A 17,515-nucleotide genomic window follows, 5' to 3' on the forward strand; every position below is an offset into this window, starting at 1 on the left:
AACCAAATCGCGCAATTATTATATTTTTAAAGTATACACAAATCGAGATCAAGTATGCCATAATAAAAGAAAAAAGTAGCAGGTGAATACGATATGGACCAAACATTTAAAGTAGGAATCATTGGATTAGGCGTCGTTGGAGAACGGATCCTTAAACAGTTTATAGTACATCCCCCGTTTTGAAGTTGTCGCTTACTGCGAACCAAACTCGGATCGTTTAAAACAAATTCAGGAGAAATATGGAGAAAGAGAAGTTTATCAATCGCACAGTGACCTTCTAAAAAATGATCAAATCGATTTAATTTATTTAGCTGTACCGCCAAAACTTCACCATCCAATTGCTTTAAATATTATTTCGTATGGTAAGCATATCTTGTGTGAAAAGCCACTCGCGAATAGCACGGAAGAAGCTTATGAAATGTATGAAGCAGCAGAAAATAAAGGCGTTATTAATGCTATGAACTTTCCTCTTCCGTATCAGGATGAGTTTTCAATGATGAAAAGCATGGTTGAAAGACAAGTCTTAGGTGAAATTAAACGAGTTGAATTTCATATGTACTTTCCAGAATGGCCTAGAGCTTGGCAACAAAACAGCTGGATTGGTACAAGAGAGCAAGGCGGATTTATAAGAGAAATTGGACCTCATTATTTACATCTCACATCAAGATTAGTGGGATTGCCTGAACTTGAGCACTCATTTGTAGACTACCCACATGATTCGTTAAAATCAGAAAATGGTTTTGTAGTAAAATTAAATATAAATGACGTACCTGTTCTATTTAATGGACTTAGCAATATTGGTCAAAAAGAACACATGTCATATAAAATATTTGGTTCTAAAGCCGTTTTGGAACTGAGAAATTGGCGTGAATTGATTTTACGTACAAAAGATCATGATAAAGAGAAAGTAAAAAAAAGAAGCCAATCAACAACTTTCACTATTAGATGAACTAGCAAATGCATTAGATGGTAAAGAATATCAATTAATTTCTTTTGAAGAAGGTTATCAAGTACAAAAAGTTTTGGAAGAAATTTTACATGGTTAATACCAATGCTCCCTTTTATTGGGAGCATATTTTGCCTCCGATTTAAACTAAAATTGATAAAATAAAAAGGAGGTTAAACATGAAACATCACATAAAATGGTTTTTGTTTTAATACTATTTGCTGGGATATTAACTGGCTGTAATAACAACGATCAAAGTGTAGATCCAAACAATAATAATGACAATCTTGAACAAGTGGGTTTTGGCCCTGGTAATAATAATCAAGGTGATCAAAATCAATATGGAACACAGGGAAGAGATCGTAATGATTTTCCGTTTTTGATGGTAATAATGACGGTAATGTAAATTTCCCTTATGAGTCTGATCGTGGTTTTAATTTTAATCATCGTAATAATGAAACTGAAAATGATAATCGTGGTCAAACAACTGAAGATCGACAACAACAAGGCCAGCAGAATCAACAGGGACAGCAAGCACAACAAGGCCAGCAAAATCAAAATGGGCAAAATGCGCAAAATAACCAGGGTCAACAGCCTACCGATGTAAGACAAATTGTACAGCAAGTCGTTGATTTGACGAACAAAGAACGAGAAAAGCAGGGTCTAGATCCTCTAGAAATTGCTGGAAAAGTTAATGAAGCGGCACAAGCAAAATCTGTTGACATGGCTGATAATGGTTATTTCAGTCACACGTCGCCAACGTATGGTTCACCATTTGATATGTTAGAACAATTTGGTGTTAATTATACAGCTGCTGGTGAGAATATTGCAGCAGGGCAGAAATCTGCTGAAGAAGTTGTGAAACAGTGGATGAATAGTGAAGGACACCGTAAAAATATTTTAAATGATTCGTTCACGCACATTGGTATTGGGTATGAACCAAGTGGTAATATGTCGCCATACTGGACGCAATTATTTATTGCAAAATAAAATGAAGCGAGGCTGGGACAAAATATGTATTAATCTAGAAGAAGACGAATATTAGAGGAGAGATCAATCCCTAATATTCGTCTTCATTTTTAGCTGCGTCAAAATGCTTCGCTTTCCGCAGGCACGGCGCGGGCTTCCCCAAACTCACTCCCGTTCGTTTTGCGTGATTTTCAGCTCGTGCTGTTCTGCGACGATCTGGACGATCTAGTGTCGGCGTTGGCCACAGGACGTGGCCGACCTTAGCCGACCAGGAGTCTTGCATTTTGACTACGCTAATTACACTCAATATTCGTTTATTGAAAAGCTATTTTTCTTTTGTCCCACCCTCGTTTTGTTTTAATCTAAAAAAAATTTCTCTTTGTATTCTGGCCTTGGCATCATACAATGATCCTGTTTTCCAAACCATTTATACCGATTTCGAGCAATCCAATTATAAACAGGGTCTCTTAAGAAGTTAGGCAGGATTATTAAAGTATATAAAAGCCTCCATAAGCCACCTAAATCCTTAAACACTTTTAAGGCTGCAGAGGATTTGGTATAAGCTTTATTACCTTTAATGTAAACAAAGGTATCTAAGTCGTTTTTAGTTTATACCGCTCTAGGATGTCTCTTCCCGCATCACTTTGTAACGAAGCAAATTGAAATCGATTATGACGATCTCGTTTTAAAATGATTTGAACAAGACCATTACATAAATTACAAACACCATCGAATAAAATAGTGCCTTGTTCATTTACCATAATGGTTCTTCCTTTTGTTAACTTAACAAACAATGGTAATGCTAAGATAAATCCTACAATTAACATAAAGAAAATACCGTACATAAATGGAAATGCTATATTAAATAAATCTTTTATAATTAATAACAAAGGAATAATAAGCACGATTAATGTACTTTTTTCCTCATATCGGCTGAATTATAAGAAGTTTGATGACAGTTAGGACATTCCACTCCTGTTCTAGATTTCCATGAAATGGGTAATAGTCGTTTATATGATAATTTTTCACCACAGTAAGGGCAATTGGCCATATTCCCACTCCTCTCTAGATATATGGTATCATACATTTGAGTGAATATTTAGACGTGAGACTTGAAAGAGGTGTTTGGATGTCAGACACAAAAATTTTAGTTATAGAAGATGAAGAAAAAATTGCACGGGTTCTAGAGTTAGAATTAACTTATGAAGGGTATAGTGTTACTAAAGCACATTCTGGCTATGATGCTTTAGAATTATATCGTTCACAAAGTTGGGATTTAATTTTATTAGATATTATGCTTCCAGAAATGAGCGGGGTTGAACTTCTCAGACGCATTCGGAAAAATGATCACCAAACCCCTGTTCTTATGCTGACAGCAAAAGGGTCGACGGAAGATAAAGTAACAGGTTTAGATTTAGGAGCTAACGACTATATAACTAAACCATTTGAAATTGAAGAGTTATTAGCACGCATTAGGGCGGCTTTAAGACAGGTACAAACAAATTACGAAGTTGAAGATGACGAGTGGCTTAGTTTTGATGATTTAAGATTGAATGAAGTAACAAGAGAGGTCTATCGTGGAGAAAGGTTTATTGAACTTACGCCAAGAGAATTTGATCTCTTAGTATATTTTCTTAACCATAAACGCCAAGTACTCACTCGTGATCAAATATTAGATGCTGTCTGGGGTTTCGATTATATAGGTGATACTAATGTGGTAGATGTTTACGTTAGGTACTTACGAAAAAAAAATCGACTCCGATCAAGACCCAGATATCATTCATACGGTTCGCGGCGTCGGTTATGTTATGAAGGATGCTTATGAAAACTAAAAAATAAAATCTTTTTATTCGACATTTGTATTTGTCATTCTAATCGTAGTATTGTCAGTTACCATTTATTATACATTCGTTAATATCACGTATGATCGAGAGTTAGAACGTGTGGAATCCAATGCTAAAAGTATTCATTCAGGCATAAGAGAAGAGACTGATGAATACTCAGCGATTGATTTAATGAGTTTTTATGTTCCCAATGATGGAATGTTAAGGGTTGTTAATCAAGATGGACAGTTTATGACATCATCGATCATTTCAGGAGACGTCCCAAACAGTCTTAGGAAATTTAATGTTGGTTTTGAACGAGGTAGACAGTCTTCCATTTTAACTCATTCAGGTATTTCCTATGGGTTTGTTCAATTCCCAATGATTTGGACGAATGGTGAAGTGGTTTATTTACAAGTATTTGAAAGCTTAAAGACAGTTGATGATAATTTAGATATTTTAAGGCTTGTATTAATGTTAGTGACAGCGATTGCGTTAATACCGGTTTTATCTCAGGGAAATTGCTTTCAGACTTAATAATTAGACCCATTCAATCCTTGATTCAAACAATGAATGACATTAAAAGAAGCCAAACATTTAAACATATTCCATTAAATAAACAATCAAATGATGAACTGTTTACAATGGGGCAAACTTTTAATGAATTAATGGACTTATTAAAAGAAAACTATGAGAAACAAGAAGCTTTTGTCTCGAATGCATCTCATGAACTTAGGACGCCATTAACAGTAATTGAAAGTTATGCAAGTTTAGTAAAAAGAAGAGGGCTTGAGAGACCCGAAGTGGTTAAAGAGTCTATAGATGCGATTCATACAGAAGCTGTAAGAATGAAGGATTTAACTGAACAATTATTACTTTTAGCTAGACGTGACCAGGATTGGAAATTAGAGCTTTCTAACATTCAGCTTGGGCAACTGTTGGAAAATATAGCTAAAAATATGGAGAGAGCATACAACAGCAAGGTGGACGTTGATTATCCTCATTCAGTTACACTTTATACGGATGAGCAAAAATTGAAGCAGCTGATCTATATATTTGTTGATAATGCTTGTAAATATAGTGATGTGCCAGTGTTAATTAAACTAAGTGAAGGACCAACGATCGAAATCATTGACCAGGGCATTGGTATTCCGAAAGATTCAATCGATCAAGTGTTTGATCGATTTTACAGAGTAGATGAGGCGCGAAACCGTGATCAAGGTGGCACAGGTTTAGGTCTTGCTTTAGCTAAAGAATTAGCAGAGTCGTTAAGTATCAAAATTGATCTAGATAGTGAGGAAAATAAGGGAACTAGAGTGATTCTAAGGCTAAACTCATTGAGTTCTCATTAAATTTTAATGTTATATGTGTATCATAACTATATATTAAAGAAGTTTAAGGATGGATTAACATGATAGAACGAATCATCTGGATGTTAGGAGGCGCGATCATCACTGTTGTGGTATTTGTTTTAGCGCAACAATTCTTATTTGGGACGACATCCGCGGAACAAATATCACAAGAAGAAGCAGAGCAAATCGTATTAAATGCTTATTCAGGTGAAATACAGGAAGTTAATGAGGATTCGAGTCATTACTCTGTGAAGGTTGGTTTGCCGTCAGGTTCATATATAGTTTATGTCGATAAACAAAGTGGAGAACTAGATGATTTAAAATTTGAATCCAAATCTGAATCAAACGAAGAAACAACAACACAAAACACGGACAACAAAGATGAGCAAGGTGTAAGTGAGCAGGGGAAAAACACTGATAATCCTGAGGAAGATTCAGATCAAGCCGAAGATCCTAAGAAATCAGATGAACCCGTCAAGAGCTATCTAACAAAAGATGAGATTTTAAATCAAGTACAAGGTAATTATTCTGGCGAAGTACTTTCTGTTGAGTTTTTAGATGACAAAGACCCTTTTTACACTGTAGAACTCGAGGCAGACAATGAATTTATAAATCTGAAGATTGATGCTGAAAATGGTCAAGTAATTGATGAACAACTTGAGTTAAAAAAACAGACTCCCATTACAGAAGACGATGCGGTCAATATCGCCATGAATAAGCAAAAAGGTAACATCGATGATATTGAATATACAGAGATTAATGGAAACTTATATTATCTAATTGAAATTGAAACTGAAGACGAACAAGATGTAACCGTTAGAATTAATGCCTTAAATGGAGATACCCTTGTTATTTGGGAAGAGCAAAAGAATAAAAAAAAAAGAGAAGGAAGATGAAGGAGATTAAACAGTGATCGATTGGTGGTCGACCCCCAAAAGTTAGAGTTTTAATTATACAGCTGTTTGGCTGGTTTGAGTTCGGTATTTAACTGGACTTAAACCAGCCAATTTTAATTTAATTCGTTCGTTATTGTAATAATAAATGAATTCATCAATTTTTTTTTTGTTTAGTTCATCATAAGACATTAATGCCTCGCCGTAATACATTTCTTGTTTCATAATTCCAAAGAAATTCTCCATTGTGGCATTATCTGCACATGTCGCTTTTCTAGACATACTTTGAAAAATCCTGTTTGTCTTCAATGTATTGATCCATTTTCTATGTTGGTAATGCCATCCTTGATCTGAATGGATGGTCGTTCGATACGTTGCTTTATTATTGATAATATCTATTGTTTGATTAAGTGGTTGAAGCACAAAATCTAATGTTGGTTTCCTAGACATACCGTAAGAAATGATTTCGCCATTATATAAATCTAAAATTGGACTCAAATAAAGTTTCTCATTTCTAGCACATTTAAATTCAGTAACGTCTGTAACTAGTTTTTGTAGAGGTATAGACGTATTAATCTACGATTTAAACGATTTTTCGCTACCTTACCGACGGTTCCTTTATAAGACTTGTAACGAGATTTACGTGTGAACTTTTCACACTTTAAACCGAGCTCTCTCATGAGGCGTTGTACTTTCTTATGATTTATTTGATAGCCTTTCGCTCTTAATTCTAAATGAATACGACGATAACCATATCTCTTTCCATGTTTTTGAAACAATTCACTAATGATTTCCTTCAGTTCTTTATCAGGATCTTCTTTCTTCAATTGACAAATGTGATAATGATAAGTTGCTTCTGGTATGCCTATTACTGCTAACACGTCTTTTAATTTGAACCCTTCTTCTTTGAGTTCGAATGCCAAGACTGTTTGTGCTTTTCGAGGTAGGCATTCGGGTTCTCCTGAAAAGCTTTTAACTTTTTTAAGTATGCATTTTCTAAACGAAGAAGTTCATTTTCATGTTCTAATTGTTCCTCGCGAGACATTGCCTTTTCTTGTTTGGACTGTTTCGATTTACTTTTCTCAGACATAGGAGCCCGTCCTTTCGGTTTTCTTTGAGCCCTTCTATCCCTTCGTTAAGAAACGACCTCTTCCAGTTCGCAATTAGAGAAGGATTATTCAGCTTAAATTCTATTGCAGTATCTTTATAAGAAGCGCCCGTTTGTCTTTTAAAGTTTAATACATCCAGCTTGAATTGAACAGAGTAAACCGTTTTAGAGCGCTTTCTACGTAAACCACCTTCACCAAATGACTTATAAGATTTTACCCACATTCTAATTTGTTCCTTATCCGAAATGTCGTATTTTTTTAGCTAACAAACCACAACCCAACGGACCTTCTAGATATTCTTTCACGATTTTTAACTTGAATTCGAAATTATATTTTGCCATACAAAACACCCCAAAAGAGATTTTTTACTCTAACTTTTGGGGTGCAGTACCATTCGGTCACTGTTTTTTATGTTGACTTAAGAGATTTTTATAAAACGACTGTTTTGTTAAACACCCATAGGATTTAAACTAACACCCAAAGAATTACGGATTCTATATAATTTAACACATAAATTCCTCTTACAATTCACTAGGAGGTATTTATTCTTTTTAAGAACCTGCACATAGCAGGTTAAACAAACCAAAGGGATACAAATTTTTGTTTTACACATCCAAAATTCAATAAATTCTAATCGTTTTCTAATTTTCTCTTCTAAGTTTTCTCAGAATTTAAAGATATAGTGGAAATAGATCAACATTAGGAGGGATTCTCTGATGAAACGAAAAATGATTGCTGGAGCATTAGCTAGCACAATTGCCGTTGGTGGAACTGTTGGTGCAGTGACATATAGTGATTCAATTTCAAAAACTTCGAATCAAAAATTGGATGTGAAGGGAAAAATGGAATCTCAAGCTACAGTAAATGCAAATAAATTAATTGGTGTTGAAGAGTTAGAAGATATTGTACTTAATAAGGTAGATGGTTCGATTGAAGATGTTGAACTTGATACTAGAAGTGACAATAAGGCTTACTATGAGGTTGAGGTTTTAAAAGATGAACAAGAATACGAACTCATTATTGATGGTTATACTGGAAAAGTCTTAAAAGTTGAAGGTGTGAACCACACGTCAAAGAGTAATGGTGAGGAACAGGTAGAAGTAAAAGACGATGAGAATAAAAGTCAGAAAAATACTGAACCAATAGGTAAAGAAAAAGCTATTAGACTAGCATTAGAAGTAACATCTGGAAAAGTGTCAGACATTGAATTAGAAGAAGATGATGGTCAGTATGTGTATGAAGTAGAAGTGAAGGGTGAGAAAGAGTCAGGAGTTAAGATTGACGCATATACAGGTGCAATTATAGATATTGAATTAGATGATTAATTTAACACGCTTTTGCGTGATAATATAGATGGAGTGGTAAGGGTGCTTACCACTCCTATTTAAATAGTTTTTTAAGTACTTTTCCTGTTGCTTTTCCAGCCGCACGTCTTCCAATTCGTTTTCCGGCATGTCCTTTTCTTACCGAATCAATATCATTCCAAATTCTTAAAAATTTATAGATTCTCGATTTCATACCCATAATTTTGCCTCCCTTAATATAGAGGTTTTTATGTAATTATAGCATGTCAAAGTATAATATTATAAAGCTTTACCTATTTTTGCTACAATTTAATAAAAGGGTGATTGTATGGAAGAATTAGTTGGACATTGTGATATGTGTAAGAAGCCCGTTTATTGTGAAAATGGCTTTTTAAATGGCGTGCATCAAAACGGAAAACTTTACTGTAATTCATGTGAACATAAACTAAATGAAAAGAGGGATTAGATGAGTATTTATGACGTTAAGGTTGAGAAGAGTGATGGGGAGCTTGAATCGTTAGGAGAGCATCGAGGAGACGTACTGTTAATTGTTAATACCGCAAGTAAATGCGGGTTTACACCACAATTTGAAGGACTCCAGCAACTTTATGAAAATTATCAAGATCGCGGATTTAAAGTGTTAGGTTTTCCTTCTGATCAGTTTATGAATCAAGAGTTTGATAATCAAGATGAGATCTTAAATTATTGTCAAACTAATTATGGGGTCACATTTCCAGTCTATAAGAAAGTAGACGTTAAAGGTGAAAATAAAACGGATTTGTTTAAATACTTAACTGAAGAGAAAAAAGGCTTTCTAGGCGGTGAAATTAAGTGGAACTTCACGAAGTTTCTCGTTAACCGTAACGGTGAAGTTGTTAAACGTTATTCACCTCAGACGAAGCCAGAGAAAATTGAGGAAGATATAAAAGGTTTGTTGTAGTGGATTAAATTAAAAAGAAGCGAACAAAGCAACTCTTGACTTTGTTCGCTTCTTTTTTTAAATTAGAATTCTTTTCTAATATCTTTGTCCTTAAAAATAATCGCATTATCATTAAAGCTTAGTGTTACATGTCCACCGCTTATATTTAATTCATTTTGAACTTCTTCTATAATTTGATTGAGTTTTTTCTCATCATCTTCATTTTTACCACGGTCTAATGTCACCCTAATGATGGGTTTTAAATCCACTTCTTTAACAGATGGAACTTGCTTATAATTAATGCCTAACTGCATGCCAGCGTCTTTAGGGTAGGTCAACCATAATTCCTGAAGTTGATCCTCTCCAAATGCTTCATTTAGCTTTGGCCTTAATACAGATTCCAGCTCATATTCAAACGATTCAGCGACATAGCTGTCAGTTAGTTCATCCGTTTCATTATGTTCAAAAACTAAAAACGAAATCGATCATCTTGATCAGATTCTACAACAGCAGCATAAGTAAAAGTATCATAAACATCTACATTATCATAAAACGAATCAGTAATTTTATACTCACTGCTGAAGTTTTCTTCGATATAACTTTGAGCTTGTTTTTTAATATCGGATACTTGTTCGTCATTTGGAGTTAAGCCTTGATAAGTTAAAATTGATATAACAACGCCTAATACAAACAGACCTACCATCCCAAATGTTATTACTTTTGTTTATTCGTCAAGATCTCTCACCTCATAATGTTTAAAACCATCTAACTATCATTCTCCCATAACTATTTTAAACGAGATTACTTTATTAGGAAATAAAAAAGAGCAATGTTCAAAAATTGTTAAAAATGTCAAAATTTTTGTAAAATTAATATATGGAAGTTTAAAAGGGGGAGAAGGTTATTGGAGACAGTAAGAGAAGATCAAATAGAGGAACGCGTACATAGAAAGAAAATGAAGCCTTGGATTAAATGGTCGCTTATTCTATTAGGTGTTCTGATAGTTATTGTTGTTGGTTTATTAATTTATGCAAACGCTTACGTCAATCGATCATTACCACAAATAGAAGGTGAGAAAGTGTTAACCGCATTAGAACAGGATGTGTCTGTTACTCGTGATGAAGCCGGGGTGCCTCATATTTCAGCTAGTTCTAATGAAGATTTATTTTATGCTCAAGGATATGTAACTGCACAGGATCGTTTGTTTCAAATGGAGATGTCTCGTAGACAAGCATCAGGACGGTTAAGTGAAGTAGCGGGTGAGGCGGCTTTAAATCAGGATAAATATTTTAGAACGCTTGGCCTTAGAAGGGCTGCAGAAGCTTCACTAGCGTTGTATGATGATGAAGCCTTAGAAGCGTTACAAGCATATGCTGACGGTGTGAATGCTTATATCGAAGAAGTTAACAATGAAAATAAATGGCCTGTTGAATTTAAATTAATGGGAATTAATTCGATGGAAAAATGGACGGTTGTTGACTCGTTGACAATTGGTAAATACATGGCATTTGATTTAGGAGGAAACTGGGAAAGACAAGCTTTCAACTACTATTTAATCAATCATTTTAATGAAGATGAAGCTTATGAACTATTTCCATCCTACCCTGAAGATGCTCTAACAAACATCTCGGATGAAGAATATGTAGATCTTACTTCTAGCTTAGTACATGCACCAAAAACCATGAATTTAATGGGAGTAATAACTGGGTCGTCAGCGGTGATAAAACTGAGTCTGGAAAACCACTATTAGCAAACGACCCCCATTTAGGCCTTGCCACTCCATCAATTTGGTATCAGGTTCACCTTGAATCTGCGGATTATAATGTTTCTGGAGTTATTTTCGCTGGTGTTCCAGGTGTTATTTTAGGTCATAACGAGAAGATCGCATGGGGGGGTTACAAACGTTAACCCAGATGTGCAGCAATTATATCTAGAAAAAAGAAATAAAGAGAACCCACAAGAATTTTTATATGAAGATGAATGGGTAAAAGCAGATGTCATTCGTGAAACGATTCATGTAAAAGATTCGGAGAGTGTTGAACTTGAAGTGTTAGAGACCGTCCATGGGCCAATTATTTCTGAATTCGCGAATGAGACGGATGCTGATCCATCAACTGCTTTTTCAGTCGATTGGACGGCACTTGAGCCAACAACAGAACTGTCAGCCATCTTACGTATTAACCGTGCTTCAAATTGGGAGGAATTTGAGAAAGGATTAGAATACTTTCATGCGCCAGCTCAAAACTTTGTCTTTGCATCAAAAGACGGTACGATTGCTTATAAAGCGAATGGCAAAATTCCAAAGTATAAAAATTCAGAAGATGCACTCTTACCATTACCTGGTTGGGACTCAAGTAATAATTTAACTGAAAATATACCTTATGATAAATTGCCTACTCTAATCAACCCTGAAAAAGGTTTTATCGCAACAGCTAACAATAAAGTCATTACTGATGAGTACCCTTATCATATAAGTCATGTTTGGGCGCAGCCTTATCGATATACACGAATTCATGAAGTACTAGATCAGAAAAACTCATTAACCATTGAAGATATGAAAGAACTCCAAATGGATCAGAAAAATTTACGAGCAGAGTGGCTCGTGCCAATTATGGTGGGAGTGTTAGAGAATCAAGATTTAACTGAGGGTGAAATGGCAGCACTGAATTTGCTGAAAGAATGGAATTACTTTGATAAAGCAGAAAGCCCAGAGCCACTAATTTTTCATGAATTTGCAAGTCAAATTGAAAAACAGTTATTTTCAGAGGAGATACCAGATGATATCTATAGTATGTTTAAAGGTCGAGGTCAAACTTTAGATTTCCTCATCTCGTCTGCTTATGACGGTGAGTCTCCAATTTGGTTTGACAAAAATGGAGGTATAAATAAAGTATTTAAAGATGCCTTTCATCAAACTGTCGCAAACTTAAAAGAGTCATACGGAAGTGATCTTAACGCATGGGCCTGGGGAGATGAACATCAGGTGTACTTTGCTCATCCGTTATCAAGTATTTCAATATTAGATAAATTTTTTAATTCAGTAGAGCCTGAGCCTGTTGGAGGGAGTGGTGTAACAGTAATGGCAGCATCCTACGACGAGGATGGTATTGTCGATCACGGTGCTTCCTGGCGGTTTGTTATCGACTTAGAGAATCTTAAAAAATCTTATCATATCGTTGGCCCTGGACAAGCTGGACATTACAGAAGTGAATGGTATGGTGATCAAATCATGGATTGGGTCAATGGAGACTATCACCTAACGAAGATCAATGATTATAAAGGAGAAGAATTAATATTAAGAGCGGAATATATCCAAGCTTTGGGGTAAATAAACATTACCTCAAAGCTTTTTTCTTTCTATATAAATAAATTAAAGCCCAATGCAAAGATTAATAATATAGATTTTAAAAGGAGAGAACAGGATGAATCGAAAACTAATTGATTGGCCAACGTTTATAGCGTCATTCATTTTATTATTAGCTGTCGTCATTCCACTTGTTATATATCCTAAAGCAGGCGAGACGTTTGTTAATGAGTTAAATAATTTTGTTTCAGGAAATTTTGGTTTTTATATTTATTAATGGGTTTAGGCATTTTCTTTTTCTTAGCATTTGTAGCATTTAGTCAAAACGGACATGTAAAACTAGGGGAAAAAGATGAAAAGCCTGAATTTGGGACAGCTTCTTGGGCAGGCATGCTGTTCAGTGCTGGTATTGGTTCTAGTATTTTATATTGGGCAACCATTGAGTGGGCTTATTATTACCAAGGACCACCATTTGGACTCAGTCCTTCTGAGAATCAACTAGAAACGATTCAGTGGGCTTCGACTTATGGTATTTTCCACTGGGGACCTATTGCATGGGCGATTTATACGTTACCGGCAATTCCGATGGCTTATTTCTTTTATGTTAGAAAAACACCAGTCATTAAAATAAGTGAAACGTTAAGACCTTTATTAGGTAACACATCTGATTCAGTCATAGGACGCATTATCGATGTTTTGTTTATTTTGGACTATTAGGTGGAGCAGGGACAACACTTGCACTTGGTACGCCGTTAATTACTGCTGGTGTTTCTGATATTACTGGACTTGAAGATACGATGTTATTACGTACGATCATCTTATTAGGGGTAACTGTGATTTTTGGGATTAGTTCCTATTTAGGCTTAAAAGAAGGGATCAAAAGGCTAAGTGATTTCAATTTAGCTTTAGCTGTGTTTTTATTAGTATTCGTATTTGTGACTGGTCCAACTTTATTTATATCTGAAACGACGACCAACAGTATCGGATTAATATTAGATAATTTCTTTCACATGAGTACTTGGACTGAACCGTTTGCGAATGTAAGTGGATTTAATGAAACAGGATTCCCGGAAGCCTGGACAGTTTTCTACTGGGCTTGGTGGTTAGTATATGCACCGTTTGTCGGGTTGTTTATCGCCAGGATTTCTCGTGGTCGTACGATTAGACAAGTGATTGTGGGTACGATTATTTACGGTTCATTAGGTTGTTTATTATTCTTCGGAATTATGGGTAACTTTGGTCTTTACTTACAATTAACAGGTGCATTTGATGTTGTCTCTGTATTAAATGAACAAGGAGCTCCAATTGCGATTATTTCAATTATCAACCAACTACCTTTTGCGAAGTTCATGGTGGTAGTATTTGTTATACTGTCGGTTGTTTTTCTTAGCTACAACTTTCGACTCGAGTTCCTACATTCTAGCATCCGTTACCCAAAAGAGGTTGAAGACGGAGAACCTGAGAGGTGGAATCGTTTATTTTGGGCCTTCACCCTATGTATCTTACCTCTGGCTTTAATGTTCTTAGGTGGACTCAGTACACTGCAAACGGCAAGTATCATTGGTGGTTTCCCATTAATTTTCATTATGTTCATGCTCGCTTGGTCATTTATGAGAGCGTCAACGGGAGACTTAAAAGCAGATGACAAGTTTAGACCTAAGACAGTGGTACTTGATTATAAAAGAATTAGGGAACGTATTCGTAACAGACGATTGAAGCTTAAGGAAAAAGAAAAACGAAATGATGAAGAGGAATAAACTAAAATCCGAAGCCGATGAAATATCAGCTTCGGATTTTTATTTAATGACGAGTTAATTTTGTAGTGCATCATTCGATTTCTCAATTTCTTTGTGAAGCAAATGGTTATGCTCAGCTTGTTCTTGGATGGATGCACTTATTTCTTCTATAGAAGCAGATGATTGTTCAACTGAATATGTGAATTGATCAATCGTTTCTTCGATTGCTTGAGTATTTTCATCGGCCACCTGTGCTTTACTTACAAACTGGTCAAGTTGTTCAAGAAGGTTTTTGGACGATGTCTGGAATTGTTCAAAAATAGAGTGGTTTTGATTAACTGTTTCAATGTTTTCTTCTAATTTATCTGTCATAGTGTGAAGTTTATCTTCAGTTTTCTGGTTTGTCTCTTTCATACTAAGTAAATTGGTCGAAATGGTTTTAGCTGTTTGTTCGGTATGCTCTGCTAATTTACGAATTTCATCTGCTACAACGGCAAACCCTTTACCATGTTCACCCGCTCTTGCTGCTTCAATGGATGCATTTAATGCCAGCAAACTAGTTTGATCTGTAATGTCTTGAATATCTTTCAGAGATTTAACAGAAGAGTCGACTTTATCACTTAACTCATTAAAAGTTAAATTCATGGAGTGCAGGCTATTTTTTAATTCTTCAATTTGATTAGTTAATTTATTTGAACTTTGCAGACCATTCGATGCGTGTGTTTCATTATCAACCGTTGATTGATGCAATGTCTTTAATTCCTCGGTCATGTCATTCACAATGGTGTATGTATCTTTAACGAGTTGATGTATTGTGCCAATTGAACTTGAGTGATTTTCAGTACCGCTAGCTATTTCTTGAATGGCTAGATTCATTTCATCGAGCGATTGTCTGTGGTCACGCGAACGTTTAGAAATCTCTGCCATGCTTTCTTGAATTAGTTTAGCTTGACTTTCAATTTGGGCTTTTTGTTCAGATTCTTTAAGATAGTTTTGTTTATTCTGCTCATGAAGATCTTCTAATTTATCATTCATATGTTGAGCTACTAACTGCTGACAATAAAGAACGATTCCACTTAGTACTAATAACAATACTGAAATTCCATAGTCGAAATTAAATTCTTGACCATACCTCATGATAAAGGCGATTAATAGTCCAAGACTTAATACAAATCCGTAAACTAAAAACGCTCTTAGATAAATATAGCGCTGTACTTATTAATAAGAAATAAATCAGTGCAACGTTTGACCTGAAGATGATACTGTTAAAATAATAGCTCCAATAATGGTCGCTAGCCCCAAGATACTTATGTATGGATATGCATTCATACCTTTTTGAGTTTTTAATAAAACACCCAGTAATAAAATTAAGACAACTGAACCAATACCAATAATTGCTATTACAACTGGCTTTTGTCCTAGTAATGTGTTAACAACTAAACTTAAGGACATTACAATCATTAAAAATATTAGCATCAATTTGTTCTTTCTAAATAACGATTCTTTTGCCAAATCTACTTGCTCCATTTTCACCCCTCCAATTTTTTAATAGAACTTTACCTGACGGATTCTGTTAAGGAAGTCCTACATTTTCAAAAAATTCAAAAATAAAACTAAGACTATTTTAACATAAAAATTCTCTAAAATTAGCAAAATTTATCTATTAAATTAAAAGCTCTCATATTGCAAGAACTTTAGGAAGGGGGTATGCTAATGAAGATGAAAGGCGAGGGGAACAAAATGAATAATCCACAAATCAAAAATCCAAAAGCGTTATTATTTTCTTTATGTTTCGTATTAATGTTTTCTGTGATGAACGGTACGATGTTTAACATCGCAATTCCAGATATTGCAGAGGCATTTAGCCTGTTACCATCCGAAGTGAGCTGGGTAATGACAGGATATATTATGATTTATGCTGTTGGAGCATTAGTATATGGTAAATTAACCGATACAATTGCTCTAAAAACATTAATCACTTTTGGGTTAATTGTGTTTTCGTTAGGCTCTTTAATAGGATTTATTGCACCTAATTACGGATTCGTATTAATGGCAAGAGTTATTCAAGCGATCGGTGGTTCAATGATTCCAGCTATTGCTTTTATTGCGCCAATTAGATATTTTCCAAATGAAAGAGGTAAAATTCTTGGAATTATTTCATCCGTCATGGCCTTCGCTTCAGGGATTGGTCCTATTTTAGGTGGAGTCATTGGTGGATTTTTAAGCTGGCAATATTTATTTTTAACGTCAGCTTTTATCATTATAACTTTACCATTTTAAGAGCAAATCTACCAGACGAAAAACAAAATATGTCAAATTAGATTATATAGGTGGAAGCTTAGTTGCCAGCTTAATCGTTTTGTCTCTAATGGGGATTACACTCGGTCAAAGCTGGACTTTATTTATCGTAATGATACTGGCTATATTAGTCGTTTTTTAGAATGAAGAAAGCCAAAGATCCTTTTATTCCACCACATCTTTTTAAAAACAGTAACTATGTTGTGACATTATTAGTAAGCTTTATTAGTGTTGCTTGTTTATTTGGGCTAATGTTTTCCGTTCCAATTATGCTTAGAGATGTATATGAGTTATCGACATTACAAATTGGTTTAGCTATGTTTCCTGGTGCGATGAGTGCAGCACTTATCGGTAGGAAGGGAGGACAATTAGTAGACCAAAAAGGTTCTAGAATGATCTTCTTGGTAAGTTTGCTATTGTTGCTAACTGGATTTCTAGTCGTCTCAACAACAGTCGGCACACACCCAGTCATATTTAGCTTAAGCTTAGTATTTCCAATGATGTGCTTTCCGTTAGTTCAATCTTCTGGTGCTGATTTATTAGCAGGAATTTTAAGTCAGAAAGAAACGGGCGTAGGCATGGGAGTATTTAACTTATTGAATTTCGTTTCAGGTGCTTTAAGCGGAGCATTAGTCGGTAAAGTGTTAGATATCTATAGACCAGATTACCCTTTGAATCCACTTGGTGTTATAGATAGTGGAGCTGTTTACAGTAATGTGTTTATAGTATTTATGGTGTTAATTTTAGTTGGCTTTATAGTATTTAAATTTTTTCATCATTCACCATTACAAACCAAAACTGAGTCACCTTAATCGGCGGCTCAGTTCTATTTGTGATTTACAAAAATTTACTTAATACTTAT

At 35.0% G+C, this 17,515-nt stretch carries 21 protein-coding genes and 4 pseudogenes; 15 read left to right on the top strand and 10 right to left on the bottom strand.

The features are described from left to right. The first annotated feature begins 226 nt into the window (after positions 1–226). From JCM13188_RS14485 to JCM13188_RS14495, 3 genes are all read left to right on the top strand, one after another. Positions 227–949 carry a Gfo/Idh/MocA family protein gene (locus tag JCM13188_RS14485; RefSeq protein ID WP_279401938.1) on the top strand — a complete coding sequence of 241 codons (723 nt, stop codon included), beginning with the start codon at positions 227–229 and terminating at the stop codon, positions 947–949. 193 nt (positions 950–1,142) lie between these two features. Then, positions 1,143–1,352 (top strand): hypothetical protein, encoded by a 210-nt coding sequence (locus JCM13188_RS14490; RefSeq protein WP_054754714.1) that lies wholly within the window; start codon positions 1,143–1,145, stop codon positions 1,350–1,352. A gap of 206 nt (positions 1,353–1,558) precedes the next feature. Further along, positions 1,559–1,936, top strand: a complete 378-nt coding sequence (locus JCM13188_RS14495; RefSeq protein WP_279401939.1) for a CAP domain-containing protein — start codon at positions 1,559–1,561, stop codon at positions 1,934–1,936. Between the two features lie 336 nt (positions 1,937–2,272). Here JCM13188_RS14495 and JCM13188_RS14505 read toward each other — a convergent pair. Then, positions 2,273–2,676 (bottom strand): annotated as a pseudogene (locus tag JCM13188_RS14505) (thiol-disulfide oxidoreductase DCC family protein). A 368-nt stretch (positions 2,677–3,044) separates the two neighbouring features. On the opposite strand from JCM13188_RS14505, the pseudogene JCM13188_RS14510 reads away from it, so the two are divergent. The 4 genes and pseudogenes from JCM13188_RS14510 (at position 3,045) to JCM13188_RS14525 (ending at position 5,986) form a co-directional block, all read left to right on the top strand. Beyond that, positions 3,045–3,747 (top strand): annotated as a pseudogene (locus tag JCM13188_RS14510) (response regulator transcription factor). Positions 3,748–3,798: 51 nt separating this feature from the next. After that, positions 3,799–4,275, top strand: a complete 477-nt coding sequence (locus JCM13188_RS14515) for a hypothetical protein (protein WP_279401923.1) — start codon at positions 3,799–3,801, stop codon at positions 4,273–4,275. A 32-nt stretch (positions 4,276–4,307) separates the two neighbouring features. Beyond that, positions 4,308–5,090, top strand: coding sequence for a sensor histidine kinase (locus JCM13188_RS14520; RefSeq protein ID WP_279401924.1), 783 nt, complete (start codon positions 4,308–4,310; stop codon positions 5,088–5,090). A 59-nt stretch (positions 5,091–5,149) separates the two neighbouring features. After that, positions 5,150–5,986 carry a PepSY domain-containing protein gene (locus JCM13188_RS14525; RefSeq protein ID WP_054754719.1) on the top strand — a complete coding sequence of 279 codons (837 nt, stop codon included), beginning with the start codon at positions 5,150–5,152 and terminating at the stop codon, positions 5,984–5,986. 54 nt (positions 5,987–6,040) lie between these two features. Here JCM13188_RS14525 and JCM13188_RS19600 read toward each other — a convergent pair whose 3' ends face one another. Genes JCM13188_RS19600 through JCM13188_RS21380 form a run of 4 tightly spaced genes read right to left on the bottom strand, consistent with a single transcriptional unit; the run spans position 6,041 to position 7,315 of the window. Beyond that, the gene (locus tag JCM13188_RS19600; RefSeq protein WP_369405072.1) at positions 6,041–6,559 is read right to left on the bottom strand and encodes an IS3 family transposase; all 519 of its coding nucleotides are present in this window, start codon (positions 6,557–6,559) and stop codon (positions 6,041–6,043) included. Beyond that, complete coding sequence (locus tag JCM13188_RS19605) at positions 6,529–6,906, bottom strand: IS3 family transposase (RefSeq protein ID WP_279401925.1); 378 nt, start codon at positions 6,904–6,906, stop codon at positions 6,529–6,531. Before JCM13188_RS19605 ends, JCM13188_RS19600 begins: the two co-directional genes overlap by 31 nt. Further along, complete coding sequence (locus JCM13188_RS19610; protein WP_279401926.1) at positions 6,870–7,073, bottom strand: transposase; 204 nt, start codon at positions 7,071–7,073, stop codon at positions 6,870–6,872. Before JCM13188_RS19610 ends, JCM13188_RS19605 begins: the two co-directional genes overlap by 37 nt. Next, positions 7,007–7,315 (bottom strand): helix-turn-helix domain-containing protein, encoded by a 309-nt coding sequence (locus tag JCM13188_RS21380; RefSeq protein WP_369405070.1) that lies wholly within the window; start codon positions 7,313–7,315, stop codon positions 7,007–7,009. Before JCM13188_RS21380 ends, JCM13188_RS19610 begins: the two co-directional genes overlap by 67 nt. 493 nt (positions 7,316–7,808) lie before the next feature. Here JCM13188_RS21380 and JCM13188_RS14540 point away from each other — a divergent pair, with 493 nt between their 5' ends. After that, a complete protein-coding gene (locus JCM13188_RS14540) occupies positions 7,809–8,417 on the top strand; it encodes a PepSY domain-containing protein (protein WP_054754720.1) in 609 nt (202 codons plus the stop codon). Between the two features lie 55 nt (positions 8,418–8,472). Here JCM13188_RS14540 and JCM13188_RS19615 read toward each other — a convergent pair whose 3' ends face one another. Then, positions 8,473–8,616, bottom strand: a complete 144-nt coding sequence (locus JCM13188_RS19615; RefSeq protein WP_279401927.1) for a hypothetical protein — start codon at positions 8,614–8,616, stop codon at positions 8,473–8,475. Between the two features lie 246 nt (positions 8,617–8,862). Here JCM13188_RS19615 and JCM13188_RS14545 point away from each other — a divergent pair, with 246 nt between their 5' ends. Beyond that, the gene (locus JCM13188_RS14545) at positions 8,863–9,336 is read left to right on the top strand and encodes a glutathione peroxidase (protein WP_054754721.1); all 474 of its coding nucleotides are present in this window, start codon (positions 8,863–8,865) and stop codon (positions 9,334–9,336) included. A 62-nt stretch (positions 9,337–9,398) separates the two neighbouring features. On the opposite strand, the gene JCM13188_RS14550 is transcribed toward JCM13188_RS14545, so the two are convergent. Together JCM13188_RS14550 and JCM13188_RS14555 are read right to left on the bottom strand one after the other, a co-directional pair. Further along, positions 9,399–9,653, bottom strand: a complete 255-nt coding sequence (locus JCM13188_RS14550; protein WP_054754722.1) for a hypothetical protein — start codon at positions 9,651–9,653, stop codon at positions 9,399–9,401. A gap of 131 nt (positions 9,654–9,784) precedes the next feature. Then, positions 9,785–10,018 (bottom strand): hypothetical protein, encoded by a 234-nt coding sequence (locus JCM13188_RS14555; protein WP_054754723.1) that lies wholly within the window; start codon positions 10,016–10,018, stop codon positions 9,785–9,787. Between the two features lie 252 nt (positions 10,019–10,270). Between JCM13188_RS14555 and JCM13188_RS21385 the strand changes: the two are divergent. The 4 genes and pseudogenes from JCM13188_RS21385 (at position 10,271) to JCM13188_RS14565 (ending at position 14,376) form a co-directional block, all read left to right on the top strand. Beyond that, positions 10,271–11,223: pseudogene (locus JCM13188_RS21385) on the top strand (penicillin acylase family protein). Then, positions 11,186–12,643, top strand: a complete 1,458-nt coding sequence (locus tag JCM13188_RS21390) for a penicillin acylase family protein (RefSeq protein WP_369405073.1) — start codon at positions 11,186–11,188, stop codon at positions 12,641–12,643. Before JCM13188_RS21385 ends, JCM13188_RS21390 begins: the two are co-directional and overlap by 38 nt. Before the next feature lie 94 nt (positions 12,644–12,737). Then, the gene (locus JCM13188_RS19620) at positions 12,738–12,896 is read left to right on the top strand and encodes a hypothetical protein (RefSeq protein WP_279401928.1); all 159 of its coding nucleotides are present in this window, start codon (positions 12,738–12,740) and stop codon (positions 12,894–12,896) included. Further along, positions 12,896–14,376 (top strand): annotated as a pseudogene (locus JCM13188_RS14565) (BCCT family transporter). The gene JCM13188_RS19620 and the pseudogene JCM13188_RS14565 overlap by 1 nt, the downstream one beginning before the upstream one ends. A gap of 54 nt (positions 14,377–14,430) precedes the next feature. Here the strand turns inward: JCM13188_RS14565 and JCM13188_RS14570 are convergent. Both JCM13188_RS14570 and JCM13188_RS14575 read right to left on the bottom strand, forming a co-directional pair. Continuing rightward, positions 14,431–15,447 carry a methyl-accepting chemotaxis protein gene (locus JCM13188_RS14570; RefSeq protein ID WP_279401929.1) on the bottom strand — a complete coding sequence of 339 codons (1,017 nt, stop codon included), beginning with the start codon at positions 15,445–15,447 and terminating at the stop codon, positions 14,431–14,433. A gap of 141 nt (positions 15,448–15,588) precedes the next feature. Beyond that, the gene (locus tag JCM13188_RS14575; RefSeq protein ID WP_054754725.1) at positions 15,589–15,882 is read right to left on the bottom strand and encodes a hypothetical protein; all 294 of its coding nucleotides are present in this window, start codon (positions 15,880–15,882) and stop codon (positions 15,589–15,591) included. Between the two features lie 186 nt (positions 15,883–16,068). Here JCM13188_RS14575 and JCM13188_RS14580 point away from each other — a divergent pair, with 186 nt between their 5' ends. Together JCM13188_RS14580 and JCM13188_RS14585 are read left to right on the top strand one after the other, a co-directional pair. After that, positions 16,069–16,635 (top strand): MFS transporter, encoded by a 567-nt coding sequence (locus tag JCM13188_RS14580; protein ID WP_054754726.1) that lies wholly within the window; start codon positions 16,069–16,071, stop codon positions 16,633–16,635. Between the two features lie 161 nt (positions 16,636–16,796). Further along, positions 16,797–17,465, top strand: a complete 669-nt coding sequence (locus JCM13188_RS14585; RefSeq protein WP_054754727.1) for an MFS transporter — start codon at positions 16,797–16,799, stop codon at positions 17,463–17,465. Positions 17,466–17,515: the final 50 nt, after the last annotated feature.

Origin of the sequence: Piscibacillus salipiscarius JCM 13188 (assembly GCF_001311865.1) — a bacterium.
Taxonomy (GTDB): Bacteria; Bacillota; Bacilli; order Bacillales; family Alkalibacillaceae; genus Piscibacillus; species Piscibacillus salipiscarius.